We start from the raw sequence: 24,250 nt of genomic DNA, 5'->3' as shown, positions 1-24,250 counted from the left end.
AATAGTAGGGATTTAAGATTTTGAATTTAACAAATATATTTAAAAATTGTTGAATTGTAATGTTCTAACTAAAACAATTCATATTAATAATAGTGAAATAGTAAATCTGAAGAGATTAAAACAAAAAAACGGGCTAAAGCCCGTTTATATAATATGTATGTCATTTTTAACTAAGAAATCAATTCCATAATTTTCAAAGCTACTTTTAAAGCTTCTGTTCCGTCTTCCAGAGAAACTTCTACATTTTTTTCTTTAAGAATGGCATCTGCAAAAGAATTCAGTTCATCCAGAATCGCATTATTCGGCTGAATATTCGGATATTCAAATAAAATCTGATTTTTCTCGCCTTCTGCATTTTCAATAATCATATCAAATGGAGTAGGATTTTCCGGTGCGTCCTGCATTCTGATGACTTCCGCTTTTTTCTCTAAGAAATCTACAGAAATATAAGCATCTTTCTGGAAAAAACGGCTCTTTCTCATCGCTTTCATAGAAATTCTTGAAGTTGTTAAATTGGCAACACAACCGTTTTCAAATTCAATTCTTGCGTTGGTGATATCCGGAGTTTTACTCACTACACAAACTCCACTCGCATGAATGTTTTTTACTGGAGATTTTACAACACTCAGCAAAATATCAAGATCGTGAATCATCAGATCCAAAACTACAGAAACATCCGTCCCACGAGGATTAAATTCTGCAAGACGATGAATTTCAATAAACATCGGATCTTTGATATAATCTTTAGCTCCGATAAACGCAGGATTGTATCTTTCAACATGACCAACCTGTGCTTTGATGCCGTTTTCACGACATTTTATCAAAATTTCTTCAGCCTGTTCAAGTGTTTGGGTAACCGGTTTTTCAATGAAAAAATGAAGTCCTTTTTCTATGGCTTTTAAAGCATAATCGTAATGATAAATGGTTGGAGTTACAATATCCAACATTTCGATTTGATCTAATAAATCATCAAAATTTTCAAAATATTTATATCCAAATTCTGCTTCGAGTTTTTTCCCGTTTTCTGCATCTTTATCATGGAAACCTACAAACTCATATTTATCAGACTGATTCAGAAGTTTCAAATGTATTTTTCCCAAATGTCCGGCACCTACCAAACCTGCTTTTAACATAGCGTATCAAATTTTTGTAAAGATAAATGTTTAATTTGAAATTAAGATTCGAGATTTAAGATTTGAAATTCAAAATTAAGTATTCAATATTGCAGATTGACCATCTGTACAATTTTTTCAAAAAATATTCGTGAATTCGTGGCATAAATAACCAGTAAAATTTCAAATCTCGAACTGCAAATTTCAAATCAAATTCCTATTTTTGTGATATGGTTGATTCGTTTGTACACAAGGGTAAAAGGAAGAATTTGGTTGAATATCTTAGGCACAGAATCGGTATTTCTGATGAACTTGTGCTTTCTGCCATCAATGAAGTTCCGCGGCACCTTTTTATTGAGAGTATTTTTGAAGATTATGCTTATGAAGACCGTGCTTTTCCGATTGCGGCGCATCAGACGATTTCGCATCCTTCAACAGTTGCAGAGCAATCTGAGCTTTTGCAGGTGAGGGAAGGTGAAAAGGTTCTTGAAATTGGAACAGGTTGTGGTTATCAGACTGCTGTTTTATTGGCAATGAAAGCCAATGTTTATACCGTTGAAAGACAGAAAGATCTCTTTGATTTTTCTAAGAAAAAACTGAGAGAAATGAATCTTTTTCCAAAATTTCAGAGCTTTGGAGATGGTTTTGCCGGACTTCCCACTTTTGCTCCTTTTGATAAAATTATTGTGACTTGTGGTGCATCTGTTTTACCCACGGAATTATTAAAACAACTAAAAGTTGGCGGAAAAATGGTCATTCCTTTGGGACCGACGGATCAACAGGTTTTGTACAGATTTACAAAAATTTCTTTGACAGAGATTGAGAAAGAAGAATTTGGAGCATATAAATTTGTACCGATGTTGAATAAAACAAATCAGTAGTTTAATGCTTAAACATTAACAGAATTAAAAGGTTAGATTGATTAAAATCTAATGGCTCAAAAAAGTTTAAAACATGAATACCGAAATCCAGAATTACAACAGTTTACAAACCGAATCTGATCAGGAAATCTGTTCAAAATTATCATATCTAATTGATGAAAATTTAACACATTCAGAATCGAAAATCTGGCATGCACACCCGGTCTGGTTTCTTGATGGAAACCCGATTGTAGGATACAGTAAACAGAAAAAAGGAATTCGTCTCATGTTCTGGAGCGGAAAATCTTTTAATGAAGAAAAACTGAACGTTGAAGGAGCGAAGTTTCAGGATGCATCCATATTTTATAATAATGTAGAAGAAATTGATGATACAGATCTTAAAATCTGGCTTAAAAAATCACAAGAAATTCAGTGGGACTACAAAAATATTGTAAAAAGAAAGGGAGAATTAATCAAAATTAAAGGTTAAAATCATTTAATCGGAATGAAAATTGGACTTTCAGTTTTGTGATCAATATCAAAAACAAATACAACCTCATTTTAAAGTAGTGAGGTTTTTTATTTAAATCAGATAATAAAGTATAATGAAAGTTTTTATCAATAAAAGAATTCCTGAAGTAGGAATTACAATGCTGAAAGATGCAGGATTAGAAGTAATCATACCTGAAAATAATAATCTTTCGCAGGAAGAATGGCATTCTTACTGTAAAAATGCAGATGCCATTTTAAATGTAGGACAAAATAAATTTGACAAAGAGTTTTTTGGAAAATATTCTAACATAAAAGCAATTGCTTTGTATAGCGTAGGTTTTGATCATGTTGATATTAAAGAAGCCAATAAAAGAAATATCCCGATCGGAAATACACCTGATGTTTTAAGTCGTGCGACTTCTGATGTTGCATTTTTACTGATGCAATCGGTTGCGAGACGTGCAAGTTTTTATTTTCAGAAAGTAAAAGATAATAACTGGGGTAATTTTGACCCGATGTATGAACTTGGCCAGGAATTATATGGTAAAACTCTGGGGATTTTCGGTTTGGGAAGAATAGGTTTTGAAATGGCAGAAAAGTGTAAAAAAGCTTTCGGAATGAATATTATTTACCACAACAGAAATCATAATGAAGAAGCCGAAAAAGAATTGAATGCAAAATATGTTTCTTTTGATGAATTAATAGAGCAGTCGGATGTTTTAAGCATTCATGCGAATTTTAAACCCGAACAAAGCAATTTATTTGATGCTTCCGTTTTCAAAAAAATGAAAAAAACTGCGATTTTTGTTAATACGGCGAGAGGAGGTTTTCACAATCAGAAAGATTTATTTGAAGCTTTGGTTTCAGGAGAAATTTGGGGAGCGGGTTTAGATGTGACCAATCCGGAACCGATTGAAGATAATGATCCTATTTTACAATTGACAAATGTTTGCATTCTTCCACACATCGGTTCTGCAACGGTTGAAGCAAGAAATGGAATGGCGAGATTAGCTGCTGAAAATCTTATTGCTTTTTCAAAAGGTGAAAAAATGCCGCACATTGCAAATCCGGAAGTGTATTGATTTGAGATTTGAGATTAGAAGTTTGAGATTCGGGACTCGGGGTGTGAGATTTTTATGCAAGATTTAAAAATTTAAAATTTTGGTTTACAGATTAAAAATCATTAACTTAATCTCTTCAACTTGTTTCTTTTTACTTTTTCCTTGGCTCTTCAATGAAATTGGACTCATTTTTGTCTTTAAAACATCAACACTAAATACAATATTATGATACCAGAAGATAACAAAAACGAACAGGACAGAAAATTGGAGGAAATGGATTATAATCCGGGTGAAGATATTTTCAACAGAGAAGAGCATATTCCTTTAGACGGAGACGGAAATCCTATTACAAATCCATCACATGTTAATGATGAAATGCCGTACGGGCTGGATGTTCCCGGAGCAGAAGATGATGATAATTTTGAGCAGATCACGGATCAGCTTCCCGATGAAGAAAACAGTTTTTACAGTATAAGCGATAATGAAGACGACCACGAAGAAGAAAACGACGACATTGTCTCTTAATCATAATCCCGCAAAATACTGTGGGATTTTTTATGCTATTTTTATATTAAATATTAACTTTGGCAATCTTTGAATGTAAATAAGAATTAATGAATACGTATTCTGAAATTCTTTTAAAATGTATTTAGTATGAAATTGAAGCACAGTCTGCTCGCTTTGGCAGCTCCGTTGGTTATGAATGCACAACAAGTCATGACGCCTGAAATTCTTTGGACTTTGAAAAAAGTTGGTGTACAGGCAGTTTCTCCCGACCATTCTTCGCTGATTTATAAAATCGGACAAACCGATCTTAAAACCGAAAAAACAAAAAGTGAAAATTATTTTCTGAATGTTGTTAACAACCAGTCTTCTAAAATAGATTTTGGTAAAAAAGCATTGATTCAGTGGGATAAAAACGGAATTTATGCTCAGGAAGGTGATAAGATTTTCCTTTCTAAAGACAACGGAAAAACATGGGCAGAATTTTACACCATCGGGGAAGCAGATAACATTGTGATTTCTCCGGACGGAAAGAAAATTGCGTTCAGTAAGCAGGTTTTGGTTGAGAAATTAATGGGGAAAGATAAATATTCCGACACGCCAAAAACGACAGCACAGGTTTACACCGATTTGAATCACAGACATTGGGATTATTTCAATGAAGGAAAATACAATCATGTTTTTGTGGTAAATACGTCTTCAAATGTAGATTCTGCAAAAGATTTATTGGAAGGAAAAACATGGGATTCTCCGCAAAGACCTTTCGGTGGAGCAGAAGATTTTATTTTCAGCCCTGATTCTTCACAGCTTTTATATGTTACAAAACCTAAAAGTGGTAAAGAATACTCAACAAGTACAAACACTGATATTTTTGCTTATGATTTAGCTTCGGGAACAACAAAAAATTTAACTGAGTCCAACAAAGGATATGATGTTAATCCAAAATTCAGTCCAGATGGAAAATCTTTGGTGTGGCAAAGTATGGAAAGAGACGGTTATGAAGCTGATAAAAATGACATCAAACTGATGGACTGGAAATCAGGTAAAACTTCAAACCTTACAAAAGGTTGGGACGAATCGGTTTCAGGAGATGTTTTCTGGAGCGGGGATTCAAAATCGATTTACTTTACAGCGGCTTTCAGAGGAACAAAACAGTTGTTTTCGTTAAATCCTAAAGACTCAAAAGTTCAGCAGATTACAAAAGGCGATTTTGATATCAATGAAATTTTTGCAGACCAGAAAACGTCACTTTTAGTTTCAAAAACAGACATCAATCATGCATCGGAAATTTATTCTGTTAATTTAAAAAACGGAGAATTAAAGCAGGTTACAGATGTCAATAAAGAGGTTTATGCTAAACTTTCTCAAGGGAAATCTGAATTGAAAATGGTAAAAACTTCAGACGGAAAAGAAATGGGAGTTTGGTTCCATTATCCGCCGAATTTTGACCCGAATAAAAAATATCCGACATTAGTGTATTGCCAAGGTGGTCCACAATCTGCATTAACCCAATTTTTCAGCACAAGATGGAATTTCTCTTTAATGGCAGCCAACGGGTACATCGTTGTAGCACCAAACAGAAGAGGAATGCCGGGTTGGGGAACAAAATGGAACGAAGAAATCTCAAGAGATTGGGGCGGACAACCGATGAAAGATTATTTGGCAGCAACAGATTTTGCGAAAACTTTACCGTATGTTGACGGAGAAAGAGTTGCAGCAGTAGGAGCAAGTTACGGAGGTTACAGCGTATTTATGTTGGCCGGAATTCACGAAAACAGATTTAAAACTTTCATCGCTCACGACGGATTATTTGATATGAAATCCTGGTATTTAACCACGGAAGAGCTTTGGTTTGCAAACTGGGATTTGGGTTCTCCATGGGAAAAACCGCTTCCAAAAGCATATACAGAATTTAATCCGAGTAATTTTGTTGATAAATGGAATAAGCCGATCATGATCGTTCAGGGCGGAATTGATTTCAGAGTTCCTTACGAACAAGGTCAGGAAGCTTTTCAGGCTGCAAAACTGAGAGGGTTAAAATCTAAATTAGTGTATTTCCCGAACGAAAATCATTGGGTTCTTCATCCGCAAAACGGTTTGGTTTGGCAGAGAGAATTTTTTGACTGGCTGAAAGAAACATTGTAAATTAACCTCAAAACTCTCTTCCTTTTGAGGTGGTTAAAAGAGTTAAGCAATGTAAAAATCAATAGGAGCGGACTTTAGTCCGCTTTTTGTTTTTAAAGTTAATAAAGGCTTTAGCCAAAATTTATATATTTGAATCATGCAAAACCGAATTTTCTCCTTTCCACCCATCATTAGTAATGATTCTAAAATTTTAATTTTAGGTTCATTTCCCGGTGTGAAATCTTTGGAAAAACAACAATATTACGGTCATCCTCAAAATAAATTCTGGAAAATTATTTTTGAATTATTCAACGAGAAATTTACAGAAGATTATGAAGAAAGATTAAATGTTTTAAAGAAACATCATATCGCACTTTGGGATGTGATTGATTCTTGTGAAAGAAAGGGAAGCTTAGATTCAGAAATAAAAAATGAAGAAGCCAATCAGATTGAAGAGCTTTTGGAAGATTATCCCAACATTACAGCAATATTTTGCAATGGCGGCAAGTCTTACAAAAATCTACAGAAATTATTAGGCAAAAATTTTAAAATTCCGATTTATCTATTACCTTCGACAAGCCCGCTTCACACGATTCCTTTTGAAAGAAAATTGGAAGAATGGAAAAAGATATTAGATTATATAAAATAAAAGCAACTCTTTTTTGAAGTTGCTTTTTTATTATTTACAATTGATTTATTGATAATTCAAAATTGAATTGAAACTACTTCTCAATCCTATAAACCTCCTCATACGGCTGTATCAAAACCCAGCCATTGCCGGAAAACTTCATCTGAAATTCTTCCCCACTTCCTCTTCCAATCAGGCTCTTAAAAGAAACATTCGTTTTCAGTTCAGGACTTAAATTCCCAGACCATGCAACGGTTGCATTTGGGTCTGTAAAAACCGGTGCGTCCGGAGTTACCAATAAAGTTAAAGGCTCTCCGTGAGTTGTAATGGCTATATGTCCAGTTCCGGAAAGTTTTACCTGGAATAATCCTCCCGACATGACTCCAGCGATGCTTTTTAACATCGTGATATCACTTTTTATACTTTGTTCGTGCGCTAAAACATCATTTCCGTTTACACAAACCGTTTCATTATTTAAATATAAAATTCTTACTTTTTTACCGTCATCAGCAACATATAATTTTCCGGTTCCTTCTGCTTTCATTAGTTTGGAGCCTTCACCGCTAATTGCTTTTTTTAACAAATTTCCAAGTCCGCCGGAAAGCATTCCCTGTCTTTCAAAGTTGATGTTTCCGATGTAACCCACCATGCTTCCTGCTTTTGTCTAGACTGCCTGATTGTTTAAGTTGATTTCTAAAAGTGCTGGTTTTTCCAGTTCGAAATAATCTCTTTCTAATGGATTTTCTTTTGTTTCATTTACAAAAGATTCAATTGAATATTTGCTCATCGTCTAATATTTTGTCAGGCCAAATTACCGAAATTTTCTACAAAAAAGATTAAAAAATAATAAAATTATCATCTTTAATGACCATGAATAAAGAGGAGTGAAATAAATACTTGACAAAGGGGTATAGAATGTTGTATATTTGCACCTCGAAAATTACACCCTGTAATTTTTATAATTTTTAAACCGTAATTTAAAAAATGAAGACATCCGATTTTAATTTCGACCTTCCTGCAGAATTATTGGCAGAACACCCTTCCGAACACAGAGATGAAGCAAGATTAATGGTTCTTGACAGAAAAACAGAAACCATTGAGCATAAATTATTCAAAGATGTTGTAGATTATTTCGATGAGAAAGATCTTTTCATCTTCAATAATACCAAAGTTTTCCCTGCTCGTCTTTATGGAAATAAAGAAAAAACTGGAGCTAAAATTGAAGTTTTCCTGTTGAGAGAACTTGATAAAGAAACCCGTGTTTGGGACGTTTTGGTAGATCCTGCAAGAAAAATCAGAATTGGTAATAAATTATTCTTTACTGAAGATGAATCTTTGGTAGCTGAAGTTATCGATAATACAACATCAAGAGGAAGAACCTTGAGATTCTTATTTGATGGTTCATACGAAGAATTCAGAGCTAAATTGAAAGAACTTGGAGAAACTCCACTTCCTAAATACATCAAAAGAGCCGTTGAACCTGAAGATGCAGAAAGATATCAAACTATATATGCAAAAGTGGAAGGAGCTGTTGCAGCACCAACTGCTGGTTTACACTTCTCTAAGCATTTAATGAAAAGGCTGGAGATCAAAGGAATTGATTTCGCTGAGGTAACACTGCATGTTGGTTTGGGAACGTTCAACCCGATTGAAGTAGAAGATCTTTCTAAACATAAAATGGAATCTGAAGAAATCATTATTGATGAGAAAAATGCCCAGATTATCAATAATGCAGTACAGGAAAATAGAAGGGTTTGTGCAGTAGGAACAACGACGATGAGAGCTTTGGAAACTTCTGTTTCCTCAAATAAAAAAATCTCTGCATTCCAGGGATGGACAAATAAATTTATCTATCCACCTCATGATTTCGGAGTTGCCAATTCAATGATTACAAACTTCCACACGCCAAAATCTACCTTAATTATGATGATTGCAGCGTTTGCCGGAAGAGATTTCGTAATGCACGCATACGAAGAAGCTGTAAAAGAGAAGTACAAATTTTACTCTTACGGAGATGCAATGTTAATTTTATAAAGCTGGAAGCTGGAAGTTGGGTGCTGGAAGTTTGCAATTCGGTGCCCAATTTTCTTTCATCTTCTGACATCCAACATCCAACAACATAATGAAAGACATCCGTACTTTATCTCTCGACCAACTCAAAGACTATTTTGGTACCATCGGCGAAAAGCCGTTTCGTGCCAAGCAGGTCTATGACTGGATCTGGAGTAAAAATCTTCATTCGTTTGAAGAAATGACGAATCTTTCAAAAAACCTGAGAGAACATCTTACCCGAGATTTTGTAATGAATCCCGCTGCAGTAGATCAGTTCCAGAAATCTACTGACGGAACTATTAAAAACGGAGTAAAGTTACACGACGGTTTAATGGTGGAATCTGTTTTAATTCCTACAGAAACCAGAACAACAGCCTGCGTTTCTTCACAAGTCGGCTGCTCTTTAAATTGTGAATTCTGCGCTACAGCTAAGCTCAAAAGGATGAGAAATCTTGAAGTGGCAGAAATTGTGGATCAGGTAGCTTTAATTGATAGACAAAGTAAAGAGTATTACAACCGTCCGCTTACCAACATTGTTTTTATGGGTATGGGAGAGCCGATGATGAATTACAAAAATGTAGTTGAAGCCATCAAAAAAATCACCCAGCCAGAAGGTTTGGGGATGTCTCCGCGAAGAATTACTGTTTCCACATCAGGAATTCCGAAAATGATCAAAATGTTGGCAGACGATGACCTTAGAGTAAAACTTGCACTTTCTCTGCACTCAGCAGTAGAATCTACCCGAAATGAAATTATGCCGTTTTCGGATAAGTTTCCTTTAACGGATATTATGGAAGCACTTCAGTACTGGTATAAAAAAACAGGATCTGTCATTACGTTTGAATATTGTGTCTGGAAAGGCATCAACGATAAAGACGAAGATATTAGAGCTTTAATTAAATATTGCCGACAGGTTCCATCTAAAGTTAATTTAATTCAGTACAACCCGATCGGAGAAGGAAAATTTGATCACCGAAGTATTGCTGCTGAAGAAAAATACGTTCGTGAGCTCGAAAAAGCTGGAATTACTGTGATGGTAAGAAAAAGCAGAGGTGGTGATATTGATGCTGCATGCGGACAATTGGCCAATAAAACGGCTGAATAATCTCAATTGTCCTGAGTGATTTATTTTCAAATTATCTATCCTATTCTATAAATTTATTGTTAAGCTGAGAGAACCACGAAGTGGTTCAATGTCAATAGCCGTGGTGATATTCATGGAAAAATAAATTAGCTTGCAATATCAAAGAACCACGAAGTGGTTCAATTTTTTAGTCAAATCAATCATCCGTTTCTTAATCATCCATTCACGTCAAAAACCTTATTTTTGCTAAATGAAGAAGGTTTTTCTTTTATTTATTATCAGTTTTTCAATTGTTTTAAATGCGCAACAATCCGAAATTTTTAAGCTTAAAAAATTCCGTATTGCAATTTTAAATGATTCTATTCAGGAAACTTCAGGATTAAGTTTATTTGAAGGAAAATTATACACGTTCAACGACAGTGGAAATCCTGCGGAACTATATGAGATAGATAAGACGTCAGGAAAAATTCTCAATACTTTAAAAACAAAAGTCGAAAACAAAGATTGGGAAGCTTTAGCCAACGACGGCGAAAATTTTTATATCGGTGATTTCGGAAATAATACGGGAACAAGAAAAGATCTGAAAGTTTACAAAATTCCTTTTCAGAATAATCAGTTGATTAACGATTCTTTAAAGACAATTTCTTTTTACTATCCAGAACAGCAGGATTTTACCCCTAAAAATATCAATACAGATTTCGATCTGGAGTCGATGATTTATTTAAACGGAAAAATCCACATTTTCACCAAAGAGTGGTCTTCAAAATCAACAACGCATTTTACGATTGATCCCGAAAATTTTGAAAATCAGTCTGCACAAAAAATAGAATCTTACAAAACAGGTTTTATGATTTCCGATGCGTCTTATTATGGTAAAAAGTTGTTTGTTGTAGGATACACCAAAAAAACTGAAGTTTTTCTTATGGTTTTCAATGAATCAGAACCCGGGATTTTCTTTAAAAACAACCCAAGGAAGTTATATTTAGGAAGTGCTTTATCAATTGGTCAGATCGAAGGGATTGCTGTCGATGAAAAAGGAATTTATATTTCAGGAGAAAAATTCTATTCACCTATCAAAAAAACAAAACCGTTTTTTTATTTTATTCCGATTGAAAAACTCAAACTTTAATTTTTCTTAAAATTGCCCGAAAAAAATTATCTTTGTGGGAATTAATAATTTATCCATCATCCGAAGATTGTGGCGAATACTGTAGAAGAAATCAAGCGACCGATCAATGAGGAAATGAAGCTTTTTGAACAAAAGTTTTATGAATCAATGCAGAGTAAAGTACCTTTATTAGATAAAGTCACACGTTTTATCGTTACAACAAAAGGGAAGCAGATGCGTCCTATGTTTGTGTTTCTTTGCGCAAAACTTACGGGTGATGTTAACGAAAAAACGTATCGTGGCGCTTCGATGATCGAGCTTATTCATACCGCTACTTTGGTACATGATGATGTGGTGGATGAAAGTTTTAAAAGGCGTAATTTCTTTTCAATCAATGCTTTATGGAAAAATAAGATAGCGGTTTTGGTAGGAGATTTCTTATTGTCAAAAGCGGTTTTACTTTCTACAGACCATAAAGATTACGATTTGTTGTCTGTAATTTCAAGAACGATCAGAGAAATGTCTGAGGGTGAACTTCTTCAGTTGGAAAAAGCGCGAAAACTTGATATTACCGAAGATGTTTACTATGAAATTATCCGTCAGAAAACGGCGACTTTAATTGCTGCATGCTGTGAAATAGGTGCAGTATCAAACGGTGTTGATGAAAATCTGGCTAAAAAAATGATGGATTTCGGAACATATACCGGAATGGCTTTTCAGATCAAAGATGACCTTTTTGATTATTTAAGTTCAAATGTCATAGGAAAACCTGTTGGAATCGATATTAAAGAGCAAAAAATGACCTTGCCTCTAATTCATACTCTAAAAACAGCTAACGAAACCGACAGAAAATATTATTTCAATACGATAAAACGTTATAACAACGATCAAAAACGCGTAAAAGAACTGATTGCTTTTGTGAAAAGTTCAGGAGGTTTAGATTATGCAATCGGTGTTATGAAAAATTTCCAGCAGAAAGCAAAAGATATTCTTAATGAGTTTCCTGATTCTGAAGTACGAAAATCGCTTCATACGATGCTAGATTACGTTATCGAGCGTAAATTCTGATTTAAATTATTCTCATCGTTACGATATCACAGCAAGTACGATGCAAAATAATGCGCTTAAAAATAAATAATCCGCAATAGTCTCAAACTTATTTCCGGTCTTTTCTTTTTTGGAACGAATGGCAAGAAATGAGAAGAAACAGCTGAAAGCAAAGCAAAGACAAGCGACACCTGCAAACTCATCTAAATGTGTACTGTGGCTTATTTTTGTGATTTTCAGTGAAGTAATAATGACCAGAGAAAATCCCAGAAGATTGCTCGAAGCATTAAGGATATGTGAAGATTTCTTTTCCATCAATACAAATTTATTTCAAGATAATGACAATTTTTTTTATTATCAAATTTTTAAAAAAGATTATTAAAAATTAAAATTAATTTAAAAAGTGTATATTAGCAAAATACTTCAAAATAAAAAATATTTTATATTTGGCTATGCAGACAACCTATATCGAAACTCAGCAAATATCCTTTCAGGACTTTAAAAATCAAATACTTGAAGATTATAAATTAGGAAGAATTTCTCGTGAAATGTCTTATCTGGGCAGGAGAGAAGTACTTACCGGAAAAGCCAAGTTCGGTATTTTCGGAGATGGAAAAGAGTTGCCACAATTGGCGATGGCGAAAGTTTTCAAAAATGGCGACTTCCGTTCAGGATATTACAGAGATCAAACTTTTGCTTTGGCTGCTGATGCTCTTACTGTTGAAAGTTTTTTTGCACAATTATACGCCGATACCAGTGTTGAAAGAGAACCTGCTTCTGCTGGAAGACAGATGAACGGTCACTTTGCAACCAGAAGTTTGAATGAAGACGGAAGCTGGAAAGATTTAACGGCTCAGAAAAATATTTCTTCGGATATTTCTCCTACAGCAGGACAAATGCCGAGATTATTAGGGTTGGCTCAGGCTTCAAAAATATATAAATCGGTTAAATTCGATGGCTCTGAAAAGTTTTCGAAAGACGGTAACGAGATCGCTTTCGGAACGATTGGTGACGCTTCTACTGCGGAAGGTCATTTTTGGGAAACGTTGAATGCGGCTTGTGCCCTTCAGGTTCCGATGATTGTTTCCATTTGGGATGATGGTTACGGAATTTCTGTGCCTACGATGAAGCAGAGAGCAAAAGCAGATATTGCTGAAATGTTGAGCGGTTTCCAGAGAAAAGAAGGGGAGTTTCAGGGATGTGAAATCATCCAGGTGAAAGCTTGGGATTATCCGGCATTGTTAGACGCTTACGCAAGAGCAGAGCAGTTTGCAAGAATGGAATCTGTGCCGGTTGTGGTTCACGTCATTGAAGTTACGCAGCCGCAAGGTCACTCTACTTCAGGATCTCACGAAAGATATAAAAATGAAGATCGTCTGGCTTGGGAAGCGCAGTTCGATGGGTTGGTGAAATTCAAAGAATGGATTTTAAATTATTCCATCGAAATTGACGGTAAAGAAGAAGTATTGGCAACTGCAGAAGAGTTGGATACCATTGATGAAGAAGCTAAAAAAACGGTAAAAGCCGGACAAAAACAGGCTTGGGAAAGCTATCAAAAAACAATCACGGATTTAATCAGTTCAGTGTTGCCTTTAGTTGAAAATCTGGAAGGACAACACGCTGAAATTGAAAACTATATCAGTCAGTTCAATAAATTGGTTTCTAAAGCTAAAAAAGATGTTTTCCATTTGGTAAGAAGATCTTTATTGGCAACAAGAGGGACAAACTCTGCAGAAAGAAACCAGTTGATGCAGAAATATAATGAGATTTTTGAGGTTGAAAAAGACAATTATTCTTCTCATTTGTATTCTCAGTCTCAGTGGAAAGCAGAGAATGTAAAAGAAGTTAAACCAATCTATTCAGATAGTTCTGAAGATGTGGACGGAAGAGTAGTGGTAAGAAATAACTTCGATAAAATCTTCGAAAAATATCCTGAAACTTTAGTTTTTGGTGAAGATGCCGGAAATATTGGTGATGTAAACCAGGGTCTTGAAGGAATGCAGGAGAAATATGGTGACGTTCGTGTTGCCGATACAGGAATTCGTGAAGCTACAATTCTTGGTCAGGGAATCGGAATGGCAATGAGAGGTTTAAGACCAATCGCTGAAATCCAGTATTTAGACTATATTTTGTACTGTTTACAAGGGATGAGTGATGATTTGGCGACGGTTCAATACAGAACAAAGGGCGGTCAGAAAGCTCCGGTAATCATCAGAACAAGAGGTCACAGATTAGAAGGAGTTTGGCATTCAGGTTCTCCAATGGCGGGAATTCTTAATCTTTCAAAAGGGATTTTGGTATTGGTTCCAAGAAACTTAACAAAAGCTGCCGGATTCTATAACACAATGCTTCAAAGCGACGATCCTGCCGTAATTGTTGAATGTCTGAACGGATACAGATTAAAAGAAAAACAACCGGATAACTTAGGTGAATTTACTGTTCCTGTTGGGAAAATTGAAGTTACAAAAGAAGGAGCTGATGTTACATTGGTAACGTACGGTTCTACCTGGAGAATTGTAATGGAAGCTGCAGAAGAATTAGAAAAATCAGGAATTTCTGCAGAAGTTATTGATGTTCAGTCATTAATTCCTTTCGATTTAACGCACGAAATTGCTGAATCGGTAAAGAAAACGAACAGATTAGTTGTCATCGATGAAGATGTGGAAGGTGGAACCTCAGCATTTATCCTTCAGCAGATTTTAGAAAAACAAAAAGCATTCAGATTCTTGGATTCTGATCCATTGACGATTTCTGCAAATGATCACAGACCTGCGTATGCAAGTGACGGAGATTATTTCTCTAAGCCATCTGCAGATGATATGGTTGAAAAAATCTATGCGATGTTCAATGAGACAAATCCTCAGAAATATCCTGCGATATTTTAATTGGGATTTTTAGATAAATTTTGAAACCGCTTTCTTTTTGGAGGCGGTTTTTTGTTGACTAAAATTAGTATATTGTTGTTTCTCTTTAGACGGGATGTAATTGATTTTAATAAACAAATTATGAATAAGCTGTACCCTTTATTTTTTCTTCTATTATTATTTAGTTGTAATGATAAAAAACCTGAAACTAAATTTGAGAATGAAATTATTCCGAATCCGGAAGAGGTTTTGCGTAAATATGTTGTCAATCCCAAAAATGATGATAGAATTTGTAAAGAAGATATTGCAAGAGCGAAAAAGGATATGGAAAAATATAGAAATATATATGTTACCACCTCTTGTTTTGGATGTAAATCATTGATTTATGAAGATGAAATTTCGGAATATGCTAGCAAAATAAAGTTTAAAGTTATTAATTATGATTATAGTTGTGTAAAGATGGAAGGACAGACTCAAGGTTGTTATAAAGCTTTTATCAATTTAGAGATGGAGAAAATTCACGGAAAGAATTTTCGGAAAAAAATAGAAAAAGAAGCTGAAAAGCTGTTAATTGAAAAGATTAAAAATGATAATAAGGTTTTAAATATTTATGATTTAAATGAGAATGAAAAACCTCACTTTGTTAAAGAAGATAATCTTATAAAAGAAGGCTATATTCCAACCATAAAAACAGGGTTGTCACTAAAGCATGAGCGGGATAGTTATCCATTTATGGACATTAGTTTCATCATTGAAAAAAATGGAAGAATTAGTAATCTAAAAAATAAAAATTGGGTAAGTGGATTTAAAGAAAATGAAAAGCATAAAAGTGAACTTGAAAATATAGCAAAGAAGACAATTTTAGCTTATTATAATCATTGGAAACCGGGAAGATATGTAGGAGTAATCGCACGTGTTGAAAATACTTTTAGAGTTACTTTTGAATAAAAGACTGTCAAACGACAGCCTTTTTTATTTTCTTCTCTTCCAGAAGAGATTTACAATCTTTCTCTTTATCCGGATCATGCACATGATATTTCCTTTCCCACTCTTCCAGTTGATATAAAATAGGCAACAATGCCAATCCTTTCTCCGTCAACGAATATTCAACTCTGGGAGGGATTTCTTTAAATTCCTCACGAATTACCAATCCGTCGGCTTCCATTTCACGTAACTGGTCGGTTAAGACTTTCCTGGAAATTACATTAATTCGTACCGCAAGTTCTCCAAAACGTAATTTTCGGTCCTTAATGACCAATACGATGATCGGTTTCCATTTGCTTCCTAAGGCAGACATTGCTTTTCCTAAAGGACAGCTGTAAGCCATTAATTCATTTTGCTTCATATGTTACTTTTACGTTACTAATGTAGGTTACTACAAAGTTACCACTTTTTTAAATGTAAAAGATACCAAAATGAACTATTATTAGTTACTTTGTGTAACAATTATAAAAAACATATTTAAAAATGAGCACAGAATCATTATTTAAACCTTTTCAATACAAGAATTTAGAACTAAAAAATAGAATCGTAATGGCTCCGATGACGAGAGCTCAATCTGATAACGGAGTTCCTACTCAGCAAATTGCAGATTATTATGCAAGAAGAGCGGCTTCGGAAGTAGGATTGATTCTTTCAGAAGGAACTGTGATCAAAAGACCTGGTTCAAAAAATATGCAGAATATTCCTGATTTTTATGGAACAGAAGCATTAAACGGGTGGAAAAACGTAATCGATGCTGTTCATGAAAATGGAGGAAAAATGGGACCTCAGATCTGGCATGTTGGAGATACGAGAATGTCTGAAGATTATCCTTTGGTGGATATGGAAAAAGCTTCTACAATGACATTGGAGGATATTCAGGATACGATTGCACAATTTGCGGCTTCTGCGAAATCTGCGAAAGACCTTGGATTTGATGTGGTTGAAATTCACGGAGCACATGGTTACTTAATTGATCAGTTTTTCTGGGAAGTTACCAATACGAGAACCGATGAATACGGAGGAAAAACACTGAGAGAAAGAAGCAAATTTGCTGTAGATGTTGTAAAAGCAATAAGAGCTGCAGTAGGGGAAGATTTTACAATTATCATCCGTCTTTCTCAATGGAAACAGCAGGATTACGGAACGAAATTAGCAAATACTCCGCAAGAAATGGAAGATTGGTTATTACCATTAAAAGAAGCGGGAGTTGATATTTTTCACTGCTCACAAAGACGCTTTTGGGAAGCTGAATTTGAAGGTTCCGACTTAAATTTTGCAGGTTGGGCAAAAAAGATTACAGGTCAACCGACAATTACTGTAGGTTCTGTAGGTCTTGAAGGAGATTTTATGGCAGCATTTGCTGGACAGGGAACTGAAAAAGCGGACTTAACCGAATTGACGAGAAGACTAGACAGGGGAGATTTTGATCTTGTGGCTGTTGGAAGAGCACTTTTACAGGATCCGGAGTGGGTGAAAAAAGTGAAAGAAGGAAAGACAGAAGATCTTTTGGATTTCAAAGCTGAAAGTATGGCAACTCTTTATTAAAAAATAGTGAATTGCTTTTTGTTTCTGAGGTTAATTTATTATTTAAAACTTTATTTCCACTATTCACTGACGAAGTAAAATGGGCAGTTCACTTTTATTTTACACATAATTTTACCTAATAATTTTTTTGATTTTAGAAGAACCGTTTTTAAGTTTTTGAGAACGGTTTTTTTGTTGCTTTAAATAATACTGAATTTGTTTTAAACGCTAACGTTTCGAAGTTTTTGATATTATAGAAAACATTATTCGTCAACAAAGCCGTTTGACTTCATCGAATCTTCGATTTCACTCAGCAAGAAATTCTAGCCCTAGCTGAACGAAGTGCCTTTGCGAACGGAAGATATGCAGCAAATGGTGACAGAAATCTTGCGTACTTTGCATTAAAATTAGCTATTTTCTAAAATAAAAAACCGTCTGAAAAAAAATCAGACGGTAATTAACAAGTTTGAATATCTAAAATTGTCCTTAGAAGACAATAATGATTTTTTACAGACCAATATTTTTAGTTGGCTTCAGATGCTTTTTAATAGATTTTGGAAGCGCATTTTTGTGAACAAGAATTGCTGTAGATTTGTACTCAACATACGGTCTTGTTACATAGATGTAGCCTTCAAAATCATTGGTAACACCCCAGGAATTCTTCACCATATAATATTCTTTTCCAGATTGATCTTTTGCCAATCCTACGATGTGCATCCCGTGATCATCTGTGGTAGAAAGGTTATTTAGAGCTTTCTGACGCATATCTTCAGTGATCGCTTTATCTTTTTTAGGCTCTGTGAATAAAGTTTCTTTGTTGTCTTTTGTGATTTGATCTAAATCTACATCCGGAACGTAAGCAACTCCGTTTTTGTAAGAGAAATAAGGTTCAGTAACATCCGTTGCCCAACCTACGGAATATCCTTTGTTGACAGCGTTATCAATGATGGCGGTTAAATCTTTCATCGGTACATTCCAGTCAGAATCGTGGCTCCAGTTATCAGGAATCGGAACTACAAATTTTTGATAATAAGGATAATCTTTGTATGATGAAATTTCAACATAATCTTCAGGACTAATTCCTACTACTTCTTTAGCAAAAGTTTTCGGAGTGTAATTTTTCCCTTCATACGTAAAGTTTGCAGGCACTTTTCCTAAATATTCATCCAGAATAGCATCTACAGAATCCATCCAGTTATCAGACAATTTTCCTTTTGAAGAAGCTGCAACGAGACTATCCAATACAGGTTTTAGTTTTTCCTGCATTTCTTTAAAGTTGTTCAATGTTTGTCCGGCTTTCAAACCAGTGTAAACATCCTGTGGAACAGCACCGTATTTTTTATACATATTCACCACATCATGAAGCTCGCCCCCGTCTCCCCAGCTGATTGCTCCGCTGTTCAAAACATACAATTTTGCTTTATCGTGATAAGAATTTCTTGCAGTAAAGATTTCTGCCAAATCAACGGGCTTTTTGCCCATTCTCTGCATTTCAGATTCGAGGAAAGAGTTTCCTGAATAGCTCCAGCAAGTTCCTGAAGAACCCTGGTTTTTTACCGAAGTCGCTCCTACATCTTTCAACGTAGTGAACTGGAAATTAGCATTTTGAGATTGGTTGTTTTTTAGCTTATTGATTAAGTCATCCTGAGCAAACATCATACTTCCTGCAGACAAAACAAAAAGTAATGATGCAATTTTGGTATTTTTCATTACTATAAAAAGATTATTTATATGAATAGTCGTTCATATTAAAGATTTGTTACAAAGGGAAAAGTTAAACGAGAGATTTTATTTTTATGAAAAGGGTCTTTCAGTTCCTATTTTGTTTTTTAGGCTATACTAGATTAATTATTGAAGAAAAGAAATTTCATATTTTTAAAAAAAGTTTTAGATGTTTCCAACCCAATTCAAAACTTCTGCATCTATTAGAGTATAAAGCCAACCTATGGAACACGAATTACTAATAGCATGTCAACGGAATGACCGCAATGCACAGCGGAAGGTCTACGAAAAGATGGCGGGTAAACTTTACTCGGTTTGCAGACGTTACCTGAAAAATGATGAAGATATAGAAGAAGTACTGGCCGATACTTTTTATAAGATCTTTACTAAACTTGATCAGTTGCAGAATCCGGATATTTTTGAAGCCTGGGCAAAGAAAATTACGGTGAATGAATGCTTGCAGAAACTGAGAGCAATGAAAGCGCTTCATATTTCTCTGGATGAAAACTTGGTTGAATCTTCGGATATACCCGCAGAAAGCATCTCTTTCGAAAAAGATATTCTTAAGTTACTTAATTTCCTCCCGGAAGGCTGCAGAGCGATTTTCAATCTATTCGCGATTGAAGGATATCCGCACAAGGAAATCGCAACCATGCTTTCCATCAGTGAAGGAACATCAAAATCCCAACTGAATTTTGCAAGAAAAAAGCTTCAGGAACTCTTGGTCAATCACAACATTTAAAACTTTACAGCAATGGAAAATAATCACGATATCGATAAAAAATTCAATGAGGCTTCTAAAGCGGAAGAGCCAGCGACTTTCCCTGGTTTTGATAAAGTTTGGGCTCAGGTTGAAGAAAAACTGGATAAAAAAGAAAATAAAAAAAGAATTATCCCGATTTGGCTTCCTTATGGAATTGCAGCAAGCTTGATGGTTGGTTTGGGTGCGTTTTATTTTATTAATAAAAATGATATTTCAGAAATTAATAAATCTGTAATTACTCAAAATACGGTTTCTCCAGCATCAAATTCAAATATTCAGGCAATTGACAGTACGGTAAAGTATAATATTGAAAAAGAAGCTAATGATTTAAAAGAGAATCGAAACCAAAAAGTATTAGCTTATGAAGAGGCAAAAAGATTATATAATCGCCATAATATAGAATCGGATTTTATTTTTGAAGAAAAACCATTAATTATTAGTGCTAAAAATTATAAAATTAAACCAATCGCAATTAATAAAGAAGTTCCCTACATTCCTGTAGACAGTGGCTACAAAGAAAAGAATATTGAAGAAGTAGTTATAGTAGGATATGGTGTAAAAGCGGCCGAATCTAAATCTGTTGTGTCTTCTTCAACGGTTAGTGGAAATCTTATAGCAAGTAATTCAAGACCTGTTTTAAATGCATTGGCGGGAAGTGTTCCTGGAGTTGCAATTACTTCTGGTTCAGGAACTCCGGGTTCTTCCAAAAGTGCCATTCGTATTCGTGGGGTTGTTTCGGGTAAAGAAGGTTCAGAACCGTTATACGTTATTAACGGTGAGATTGCAAGCAGAGAAAAATTTAAAAAATTAAAACCTGAAAACATTAAAGAAATCTCAGTGGTTAAAGATGCTGCTGCAACTTCTTTATATGGAGGCAGAGCAGCAAATGGCGTTATTGTAATTTCTACTAAAGATGCATCAAAATCAAAAAATAAAAAGTTTGATAAATTCCTGAAAAAGCTTTTCCCAAAAGCAAAAACCGATATTGTAGATAAACCGGAAGAAAAAGAAGAAGTATTTCCAAAAGCAGGACAGCTTACTGCGGGAGAAGCAAATGATTTTTCCAAATGGAATTATTGGATGGATATTGCTGTGCCTGCTTTAGAAAGTTATAAAAATGAATGGAAATTTTTTCCTGAAAGAAGAGTGTCTGTACAACTGGTGAATAAAAATAAAAAACCGATAGTGGGAGAAAGACTAAAATTGGTTAATGATAAAAATGAGGTTGTCTGGGAATCAGTTACTGATAATCTTGGAAATGCAGAATTATGGATTAATCCAATGACTAACGTCGAGCAAAACATAGGAAAATATATTTTGAAAGATCAATCAAATAATATAATCAGTAATAATCCTAAAGAATTCAAAAACGGACAAAATCTTATTGTTCTTGATAAACCATGTATTGAAAAGAGAGCTTTAGATCTTGCGTTTGTAGTTGATGCAACAGGTTCGATGGGAGACGAAATTGCTTATTTGCAGTCTGAACTTCTGGACGTTCTAAAAAAAGTGGAATCTAACCTAAAAAATACAGAGGTAAGATATGGTTCTGTTTTTTACAGAGACAAAGGAGATGAATATGTAACCAAAAAGTTTGATTTTAATGAGGATGCGAGCCAGCTTTTAAGTTTTATCAAACAGCAGAATGCTTCAGGTGGTGGTGATTTTCCGGAAGCTGTAGTTGAAGCAATGGATGTCTCTTTAAATGAACTGAAATGGAGTACAGAAAATTCTACCAAAATCATGTTTTTGATTCTTGATGCACCTCCACATCAATCAGAAGAAAATATTTACAAGCTTTTTAGATACATAAAAATAGCAGCTCAGAAAGGAATAACAGTCATTCCTCTGTCTGCAAGCGATATTGATAAGCAGACAGAATATCTGATGAGAACTTTTGCGCTGATGACGAACGGTACGTATACTTTTTTGACCAATCACAGCGGAATCGGGAACAATCACATTGAACCAACTGTAGAATCTTATGAAGTAGAAAAATTGAATGATCTTCTTCTGAGACTTATTTTGCAACGGGCAACTCTCACCGAATGCGATAAAAATACTTCTCAGAATTATCTGAATAAAAAACTGGAAACCGAAGCAGGTAGCGAAACTGAGCATCAAATAAAAGTTTTTCCAAATCCTACTAAAGGTCCGATAAACATTATTTCAGATCTTCCGGTTGATGAGCTATACGTCTTTGATTTGGCTGGAAAAATTATTATGAAAAAAGAAAAGCTATCCGGAAAAAGTGCTATTGATATCTCATCTTATCCACAAAGTGTTTATCTCATCAGAGCCAGAACAGAAAAAGGGTGGGAAACCTTTAAAGTGATTAAAAATTAATTCATAATAGTTTAAAACGCTCTCATTGAGCGTTTTTTCTTTTATATGATCTTAAAAAATAAATATTACGAAATAAATTTTCAAAAATTATTGAAATTTCGAAAATTATAATTACATTTGTATCAGAAATTTAAGATAAAATGCAACTTTCAGAAGCTAAAGAAAAATACATCCAAACTTGGGGAACGTTCGCGACCAATTGGGGAATCAATCGTACAATGGCGCAGGTTCATGCTCTGCTTTTGGCAAGCAACAGAGCCCTTTCTACTGATGAGGTGATGGAGCAGCTGGAGATTTCGAGAGGAAATGCGAATATGAATCTTCGCGGATTGATGGATTGGGGAATTGTAAAAAAGGAACTGATAAAAGGTGATAGAAAAGAATATTTTGTAGCGGAAAAAGATGTGTGGTATTTATTCAAGCAAATCACTAAGGAGCGCAGAAAAAGAGAGATTGAACCCGTTATTTCTTTCCTGGATGAGCTTAAAAATATTGAGGATAAAGATTCAGAAGAAGCTCAAGAATTTATTAAGCTGATGAACGATTTCAGTTCTGTGACAGGGAAAATCAACAATATTATGGATCTGGCGATCAAAAGTGATGATCACTGGTTGGTCGGAAAGATCACTAATTTATTAAAATAGAAAGGACTCCAAAATCCTTTTTTATTTCAAATTTTCTTTCAAAAAATATTGAAAATATAATAATATTAAAAACTTTAAAACATGAAACTGAATATTTTAAAAACAGAAGTGATATTTCAAACTCTATTGACCTTCGTAAGCCTTGTATGGGTTGTTTTAACTGAAGGGTCAGAATTTTTTATTGCACTTTTCTTTATTGGAGCTTCAAATTTGCTTGGCTTTATACTGAGGATTTCCCTTGTTGCAAGCAAATTTCATCGCTATTATTTCTTCGGAGTTATTTTGTTTTTTCTGATTTTGTATGGCATAACTTCTTTAACAGTTGATTCCAACATGGAATTTGCAACATATTTTATGGGAATTGGAGGTATGCTTTTTAATATCTATTATTTGGTTTATGGTTTTTATCTCATTGAAACGATGAAACAAAATAAGATAGCAGAATAAATTTTTTTGAATCTATGTTTCAAAAATTATTGAAAATATAATATTTATAAAATGTTCAATATTATTTCATACCTACTTTTTCTTTCCATCAGTTCGTACATCACGATTGATGTGGGAAGAAGGTGCTACAACGCCGGGAAGTATTATCTGGATTATCTTATTCACGATGCCAATCTTTGTCTGACAATCAACAGAATACTTTTAGGATGCTATTACCTGATAAATCTCGGCTACATCGCCATTAATCTGGCAAGTTGGGATAAGGTAAATTCTATGGAACAGCTGCTGTCGGTCACAGCCATCAGAATTGGAGACATCACTTTGATTCTCTGTTTTTTACACTTCATGAATATTTTCACTCTTTACTTTTTAAGAAAAAAATTAACTATAAAATAATAACACTATGAATGCAACAGTTTTAACCACAGCCACCTACAACTTTTCTGCGTACATGATTTACTTACCGATTGTCATTATGCTCACAATTTTTGTTTCACAGTTTCTTTTTAAGAATTCTAAAACCTTTATGATTGATATTTTTCATCAGAAAGAAGATATTGCAATGGCAACCAATTCACTCTTTAAGATCGGTTTTTACCTTTTAAATATTGGTTTTGCCTTATGTATAATCGAATTTTTTCAGATTGAAACAGTAGAAAGATTAGTCGTTGCCTTAAGCAAAAAGATTGGCGGATTCTCTATTTACCTTGGAATAATGATGCTTCTGAATTTACTACTGTTCTTAAAAGGTCGCAAACACGCCATGAATAAAGATAAAATCATTAAAAATGAAAACACTGATATTTAAAATCTGGATGTATTTCACCTTCAAAATCCGGAATAAAAGAACGAGAGGAGACTTTTTGAACCTTTAAAATGAATAA

At 34.4% G+C, this 24,250-nt stretch carries 24 protein-coding genes and 1 pseudogene; 19 read left to right on the top strand and 6 right to left on the bottom strand.

All coding sequences use genetic code 11. From position 1 onward, the window contains the following. Nucleotides 1-170: 170 nt before the first annotated feature. A complete protein-coding gene (locus ACR1PN_RS17805; protein WP_433981122.1) occupies nt 171-1,133 on the bottom strand; it encodes a Gfo/Idh/MocA family protein in 963 nt (320 codons plus the stop codon). 209 nt (nt 1,134-1,342) lie between these two features. On the opposite strand from ACR1PN_RS17805, the gene ACR1PN_RS17800 reads away from it, so the two are divergent. From ACR1PN_RS17800 to ACR1PN_RS17775, 6 genes are all read left to right on the top strand, one after another. Next, nucleotides 1,343-1,993, top strand: coding sequence for a protein-L-isoaspartate(D-aspartate) O-methyltransferase (locus tag ACR1PN_RS17800; RefSeq protein WP_433981121.1), 651 nt, complete (start codon nt 1,343-1,345; stop codon nt 1,991-1,993). A 73-nt stretch (nt 1,994-2,066) separates the two neighbouring features. Beyond that, on the top strand, nt 2,067-2,462 hold the full coding sequence (locus ACR1PN_RS17795) for a DUF1801 domain-containing protein (RefSeq protein ID WP_433981120.1): 396 nt from the start codon (nt 2,067-2,069) through the stop codon (nt 2,460-2,462). A gap of 115 nt (nt 2,463-2,577) precedes the next feature. Then, entirely contained in the window at nt 2,578-3,546 is a 969-nt protein-coding gene (locus ACR1PN_RS17790) for a 2-hydroxyacid dehydrogenase (RefSeq protein ID WP_433981119.1), read from the top strand. Nucleotides 3,547-3,750: 204 nt separating this feature from the next. Further along, nucleotides 3,751-4,050, top strand: coding sequence for a hypothetical protein (locus ACR1PN_RS17785; protein WP_433981118.1), 300 nt, complete (start codon nt 3,751-3,753; stop codon nt 4,048-4,050). 129 nt (nt 4,051-4,179) lie between these two features. Beyond that, nucleotides 4,180-6,174, top strand: a complete 1,995-nt coding sequence (locus tag ACR1PN_RS17780; RefSeq protein ID WP_433981117.1) for an alpha/beta fold hydrolase — start codon at nt 4,180-4,182, stop codon at nt 6,172-6,174. A gap of 136 nt (nt 6,175-6,310) precedes the next feature. Beyond that, nucleotides 6,311-6,802: a DNA-deoxyinosine glycosylase gene (locus ACR1PN_RS17775; protein ID WP_433981116.1), complete on the top strand. Its 492-nt coding sequence runs from the start codon at nt 6,311-6,313 to the stop codon at nt 6,800-6,802. A 73-nt stretch (nt 6,803-6,875) separates the two neighbouring features. Here ACR1PN_RS17775 and ACR1PN_RS17770 read toward each other — a convergent pair. Beyond that, a pseudogene (locus ACR1PN_RS17770) lies at nt 6,876-7,433 on the bottom strand (AIM24 family protein); the annotation flags it as partial. Nucleotides 7,434-7,445: 12 nt separating this feature from the next. Beyond that, nucleotides 7,446-7,568, bottom strand: coding sequence for a hypothetical protein (locus ACR1PN_RS17765; protein ID WP_433981115.1), 123 nt, complete (start codon nt 7,566-7,568; stop codon nt 7,446-7,448). Between the two features lie 197 nt (nt 7,569-7,765). Here ACR1PN_RS17765 and queA point away from each other — a divergent pair, with 197 nt between their 5' ends. From queA to ACR1PN_RS17745, 4 genes are all read left to right on the top strand, one after another. Beyond that, nucleotides 7,766-8,815, top strand: a complete 1,050-nt coding sequence (gene queA / locus ACR1PN_RS17760) for a tRNA preQ1(34) S-adenosylmethionine ribosyltransferase-isomerase QueA (protein WP_378180331.1) — start codon at nt 7,766-7,768, stop codon at nt 8,813-8,815. 88 nt (nt 8,816-8,903) lie between these two features. After that, nucleotides 8,904-9,938: a 23S rRNA (adenine(2503)-C(2))-methyltransferase RlmN gene (gene rlmN / locus ACR1PN_RS17755; RefSeq protein ID WP_378180334.1), complete on the top strand. Its 1,035-nt coding sequence runs from the start codon at nt 8,904-8,906 to the stop codon at nt 9,936-9,938. Nucleotides 9,939-10,167: 229 nt separating this feature from the next. Further along, nucleotides 10,168-11,046 (top strand): hypothetical protein, encoded by an 879-nt coding sequence (locus ACR1PN_RS17750; RefSeq protein ID WP_433981114.1) that lies wholly within the window; start codon nt 10,168-10,170, stop codon nt 11,044-11,046. 69 nt (nt 11,047-11,115) lie between these two features. Beyond that, nucleotides 11,116-12,093 carry a polyprenyl synthetase family protein gene (locus ACR1PN_RS17745; RefSeq protein ID WP_433981113.1) on the top strand — a complete coding sequence of 326 codons (978 nt, stop codon included), beginning with the start codon at nt 11,116-11,118 and terminating at the stop codon, nt 12,091-12,093. An 18-nt stretch (nt 12,094-12,111) separates the two neighbouring features. Here ACR1PN_RS17745 and ACR1PN_RS17740 read toward each other — a convergent pair whose 3' ends face one another. After that, the gene (locus tag ACR1PN_RS17740) at nt 12,112-12,387 is read right to left on the bottom strand and encodes a hypothetical protein (RefSeq protein ID WP_433981112.1); all 276 of its coding nucleotides are present in this window, start codon (nt 12,385-12,387) and stop codon (nt 12,112-12,114) included. Nucleotides 12,388-12,524: 137 nt separating this feature from the next. Here ACR1PN_RS17740 and ACR1PN_RS17735 point away from each other — a divergent pair, with 137 nt between their 5' ends. Beyond that, the gene (locus tag ACR1PN_RS17735) at nt 12,525-14,957 is read left to right on the top strand and encodes an alpha-ketoacid dehydrogenase subunit alpha/beta (RefSeq protein WP_433981111.1); all 2,433 of its coding nucleotides are present in this window, start codon (nt 12,525-12,527) and stop codon (nt 14,955-14,957) included. Between the two features lie 120 nt (nt 14,958-15,077). After that, the gene (locus tag ACR1PN_RS17730; RefSeq protein ID WP_433981110.1) at nt 15,078-15,884 is read left to right on the top strand and encodes a hypothetical protein; all 807 of its coding nucleotides are present in this window, start codon (nt 15,078-15,080) and stop codon (nt 15,882-15,884) included. A gap of 7 nt (nt 15,885-15,891) precedes the next feature. Here the strand turns inward: ACR1PN_RS17730 and ACR1PN_RS17725 are convergent, their stop codons facing one another. Further along, nucleotides 15,892-16,281 (bottom strand): winged helix-turn-helix transcriptional regulator, encoded by a 390-nt coding sequence (locus ACR1PN_RS17725; protein ID WP_433981109.1) that lies wholly within the window; start codon nt 16,279-16,281, stop codon nt 15,892-15,894. Nucleotides 16,282-16,403: 122 nt separating this feature from the next. Between ACR1PN_RS17725 and ACR1PN_RS17720 the strand changes: the two genes are divergently transcribed. Further along, entirely contained in the window at nt 16,404-17,465 is a 1,062-nt protein-coding gene (locus ACR1PN_RS17720) for an NADH:flavin oxidoreductase (protein WP_433981108.1), read from the top strand. A 486-nt stretch (nt 17,466-17,951) separates the two neighbouring features. Here ACR1PN_RS17720 and ACR1PN_RS17715 read toward each other — a convergent pair whose 3' ends face one another. Next, nucleotides 17,952-19,154 (bottom strand): aminopeptidase C, encoded by a 1,203-nt coding sequence (locus ACR1PN_RS17715; protein WP_433981107.1) that lies wholly within the window; start codon nt 19,152-19,154, stop codon nt 17,952-17,954. Nucleotides 19,155-19,389: 235 nt separating this feature from the next. Here ACR1PN_RS17715 and ACR1PN_RS17710 point away from each other — a divergent pair, with 235 nt between their 5' ends. The 6 genes from ACR1PN_RS17710 (at nt 19,390) to ACR1PN_RS17685 (ending at nt 24,174) form a co-directional block, all read left to right on the top strand. Next, complete coding sequence (locus tag ACR1PN_RS17710; RefSeq protein ID WP_433981106.1) at nt 19,390-19,908, top strand: RNA polymerase sigma factor; 519 nt, start codon at nt 19,390-19,392, stop codon at nt 19,906-19,908. Nucleotides 19,909-19,920: 12 nt separating this feature from the next. Further along, nucleotides 19,921-22,275, top strand: coding sequence for a TonB-dependent receptor plug domain-containing protein (locus tag ACR1PN_RS17705; protein WP_433981105.1), 2,355 nt, complete (start codon nt 19,921-19,923; stop codon nt 22,273-22,275). A gap of 140 nt (nt 22,276-22,415) precedes the next feature. Further along, the gene (locus tag ACR1PN_RS17700) at nt 22,416-22,919 is read left to right on the top strand and encodes a GbsR/MarR family transcriptional regulator (RefSeq protein WP_072963259.1); all 504 of its coding nucleotides are present in this window, start codon (nt 22,416-22,418) and stop codon (nt 22,917-22,919) included. Nucleotides 22,920-23,000: 81 nt separating this feature from the next. After that, nucleotides 23,001-23,366 carry a hypothetical protein gene (locus ACR1PN_RS17695; RefSeq protein ID WP_433981104.1) on the top strand — a complete coding sequence of 122 codons (366 nt, stop codon included), beginning with the start codon at nt 23,001-23,003 and terminating at the stop codon, nt 23,364-23,366. A 51-nt stretch (nt 23,367-23,417) separates the two neighbouring features. Further along, nucleotides 23,418-23,762 carry a hypothetical protein gene (locus tag ACR1PN_RS17690; protein WP_433981103.1) on the top strand — a complete coding sequence of 115 codons (345 nt, stop codon included), beginning with the start codon at nt 23,418-23,420 and terminating at the stop codon, nt 23,760-23,762. 7 nt (nt 23,763-23,769) lie between these two features. After that, nucleotides 23,770-24,174, top strand: coding sequence for a hypothetical protein (locus tag ACR1PN_RS17685; RefSeq protein ID WP_072963247.1), 405 nt, complete (start codon nt 23,770-23,772; stop codon nt 24,172-24,174). Nucleotides 24,175-24,250 lie beyond the last annotated feature (76 nt).

Origin of the sequence: Chryseobacterium sp. RLHN22 (genome assembly GCF_051011795.1) — a bacterium.
In the GTDB taxonomy this organism is placed as follows: domain Bacteria; phylum Bacteroidota; class Bacteroidia; order Flavobacteriales; family Weeksellaceae; genus Chryseobacterium; species Chryseobacterium zhengzhouense.
Note: the sequence above shows the minus strand (reverse complement) of the source record. Positions and strands in the feature narration are given on the sequence as shown.

Coding starts and splice junctions, on each gene's coding strand:
- ACR1PN_RS17805 (WP_433981122.1), bottom strand. CDS start 1,133: ATGTTAAAAGCAGGTTTGGTAGGTGCCGGACATTTGGGAAAAATACAT.
- ACR1PN_RS17800 (WP_433981121.1), top strand. CDS start 1,343: ATGGTTGATTCGTTTGTACACAAGGGTAAAAGGAAGAATTTGGTTGAA.
- ACR1PN_RS17795 (WP_433981120.1), top strand. CDS start 2,067: ATGAATACCGAAATCCAGAATTACAACAGTTTACAAACCGAATCTGAT.
- ACR1PN_RS17790 (WP_433981119.1), top strand. CDS start 2,578: ATGAAAGTTTTTATCAATAAAAGAATTCCTGAAGTAGGAATTACAATG.
- ACR1PN_RS17785 (WP_433981118.1), top strand. CDS start 3,751: ATGATACCAGAAGATAACAAAAACGAACAGGACAGAAAATTGGAGGAA.
- ACR1PN_RS17780 (WP_433981117.1), top strand. CDS start 4,180: ATGAAATTGAAGCACAGTCTGCTCGCTTTGGCAGCTCCGTTGGTTATG.
- ACR1PN_RS17775 (WP_433981116.1), top strand. CDS start 6,311: ATGCAAAACCGAATTTTCTCCTTTCCACCCATCATTAGTAATGATTCT.
- ACR1PN_RS17765 (WP_433981115.1), bottom strand. CDS start 7,568: ATGAGCAAATATTCAATTGAATCTTTTGTAAATGAAACAAAAGAAAAT.
- queA (WP_378180331.1), top strand. CDS start 7,766: ATGAAGACATCCGATTTTAATTTCGACCTTCCTGCAGAATTATTGGCA.
- rlmN (WP_378180334.1), top strand. CDS start 8,904: ATGAAAGACATCCGTACTTTATCTCTCGACCAACTCAAAGACTATTTT.
- ACR1PN_RS17750 (WP_433981114.1), top strand. CDS start 10,168: ATGAAGAAGGTTTTTCTTTTATTTATTATCAGTTTTTCAATTGTTTTA.
- ACR1PN_RS17740 (WP_433981112.1), bottom strand. CDS start 12,387: ATGGAAAAGAAATCTTCACATATCCTTAATGCTTCGAGCAATCTTCTG.
- ACR1PN_RS17735 (WP_433981111.1), top strand. CDS start 12,525: ATGCAGACAACCTATATCGAAACTCAGCAAATATCCTTTCAGGACTTT.
- ACR1PN_RS17730 (WP_433981110.1), top strand. CDS start 15,078: ATGAATAAGCTGTACCCTTTATTTTTTCTTCTATTATTATTTAGTTGT.
- ACR1PN_RS17725 (WP_433981109.1), bottom strand. CDS start 16,281: ATGAAGCAAAATGAATTAATGGCTTACAGCTGTCCTTTAGGAAAAGCA.
- ACR1PN_RS17720 (WP_433981108.1), top strand. CDS start 16,404: ATGAGCACAGAATCATTATTTAAACCTTTTCAATACAAGAATTTAGAA.
- ACR1PN_RS17715 (WP_433981107.1), bottom strand. CDS start 19,154: ATGAAAAATACCAAAATTGCATCATTACTTTTTGTTTTGTCTGCAGGA.
- ACR1PN_RS17710 (WP_433981106.1), top strand. CDS start 19,390: ATGGAACACGAATTACTAATAGCATGTCAACGGAATGACCGCAATGCA.
- ACR1PN_RS17705 (WP_433981105.1), top strand. CDS start 19,921: ATGGAAAATAATCACGATATCGATAAAAAATTCAATGAGGCTTCTAAA.
- ACR1PN_RS17700 (WP_072963259.1), top strand. CDS start 22,416: ATGCAACTTTCAGAAGCTAAAGAAAAATACATCCAAACTTGGGGAACG.
- ACR1PN_RS17695 (WP_433981104.1), top strand. CDS start 23,001: ATGAAACTGAATATTTTAAAAACAGAAGTGATATTTCAAACTCTATTG.
- ACR1PN_RS17690 (WP_433981103.1), top strand. CDS start 23,418: ATGTTCAATATTATTTCATACCTACTTTTTCTTTCCATCAGTTCGTAC.
- ACR1PN_RS17685 (WP_072963247.1), top strand. CDS start 23,770: ATGAATGCAACAGTTTTAACCACAGCCACCTACAACTTTTCTGCGTAC.